At 45.7% G+C, this 1,944-nt stretch carries 2 protein-coding genes; both read left to right on the top strand.

The window, feature by feature from the left end; all coding sequences use genetic code 11:
* Positions 1–689 precede the first annotated feature (689 nt).
* Positions 690–926, top strand: a complete 237-nt coding sequence (locus F6K20_RS36420; protein WP_287264646.1) for a hypothetical protein — start codon at positions 690–692, stop codon at positions 924–926.
* A gap of 268 nt (positions 927–1,194) precedes the next feature.
* Positions 1,195–1,944 (top strand): sulfatase-like hydrolase/transferase (locus F6K20_RS36415; RefSeq protein WP_502708922.1); only part of this gene is annotated, 750 nt, incomplete at its 3' end.

Raw genomic sequence — 1,944 nt, 5'->3', positions numbered from 1 at the left:
TTATTAAGGAAGAATTAAGGGAAATCACAACCTAAGCATATGGGCTACGCGCACGCTACGCGAACAGCAGTCAGAACTCAGCTTAGGTGTGGGAAAAGCCGAACTAACCCGTTTTATTCAAATTGCTATGGGTTAAGCCAGTGAAGTTGAAGATCACCTGTTACTGGCTCACGATCTTAACTCAACTCTTAGCCAAAGACTATCAATTCTATCCTAGCTTATTGTAGCACAAACTAGACCCGCAAAATTCCCCCACCTGCTACACGGCGGTGGGGGAATTTTGTGGAGAATTTTAAAATGCAACTATACCTGGTTTTGAGACGATTGATAACGAGGCTTAACAAAACGAATCATAGATAAAACTAATGATTATACCCTCAAATACTATTTGAGTCTTATGGTTAGTAAAGTTGGAATTTTTGAGTTTTCAGGGCAGGCGTTTATGTTTAGCCTTGAATAGGGAGCAAGTCAAAGTTGCACAGTCAAAGTTGCAGAACATATGAACTATGTACTATCACAGCAAGCTAAGACCCATCAGGGGGCTATAGCTTTAGTACAAATGCTCTGCATAAGTGACATGGGACCGGTGCAGAAAACTTGCAACACTAACGTTTAAACTCCCATACAAACAGGAGGTGTCATGAAATATTTGAGAGCTAATCGCTCTAGCCCAGATTGGGAAACGATTAGTGAATGTCCCAATCGCGATCGTACTAGGGATGACCTTCACCCTAGTCAGTTTCCTGCCAGGAACTAACCAGGGAATAGCACTTGCCGACACACAAGGCAAGCCCAACATCTTGGTAATTATGGGAGATGACATTGGTTGGACAAATATTAGTGCCTTTGAAAAGGGCATTGTCTTGGTTCATGTAGGGTGGGCAGTGCACCAGACAGATAATGAAGCTTGCAAAGCGCGTTGGTAGGCACTGCCCACCCGAAGATTAATGACAATGGTGCAAGATCTCAGCCTAGAAAGCCAGGAAAAAATAGCTTCACTGCTCCCCCAGTGAGGACTCAAATGAAACCGATGACAAGGGATCAATTGATGAACTCTTGCGTGTCCAATTCAGCCAAGGCTGCCCAAATCCCGCTTTGGGATGCGGCCTGAGTTCTATTAACCTCTATCGATCAAGGAGTTTCTGATTTATGCGACGAATTCTCAAATCAGGAATCGCTCTGGTGATTTCCCTGATGTTGTTTCTGTCGGGACTGCTGCCCTGGCTCCCGACTGCTCCTGCCTTTGCTGAGGAGACCACTACGCCCAATATTATCGTCATCATGGCAGATGACGTGGGTTGGTTTAACCTGAGTGCCTACAACGACGGTATGATGGGCTACCGTACCCCAAATATTGATCGCATTGCTGAAGAGGGCATTCGCTTTACCGATGCCTATGCAGAGAATAGCTGTACCGCTGGACGGGCAGCATTCATCACGGGTCAAAGCCCTGGACGTACTGGTTTGACCAAAGTAGGTCTCCCAGGGTCTGATTTGGGACTGAGTACCGAAGATATTACCCTGGCCGAAATCTTGAAAGAACAAGGCTATGCCACAGGCCAATTTGGTAAAAACCACCTTGGCGATCGCGATGAGTTTCTTCCTACCAATCATGGCTTTGAAGAGTTTTATGGCAATCTCTATCACCTCAACTCTGAGGAAGAGCCAGAAAACCCTGATTATCCCGGCGGAATAGACGGTGACTACGTTAAAAAGTATGGTCCCAAGGGCGTTCTCCATTCTTATGATACGAGGGTGGAAGGAGCACCTAAGACGGTGGCAGAAGCGAAAGACCTTCATTATTCTCTAGTCTCAGAGCATCCCTGTATTGATGATGCATCACTTTCTTATAAAGTAGATGAACTAGATGAAGATGATCCTGACTTTGAAGGCCCTGTGGGTCACCAAGTGATTTGCAACACAGGAGCACTACTCAGTGCTCCA

This window comes from Moorena sp. SIO2C4 (assembly GCF_010672485.1).
In the GTDB taxonomy this organism is placed as follows: Bacteria; Cyanobacteriota; Cyanobacteriia; order Cyanobacteriales; family Coleofasciculaceae; genus Moorena; species Moorena producens.
The sequence above is the reverse complement of the archived record's forward strand: the minus strand, read 5'-3'. Positions and strand labels throughout refer to the sequence as shown.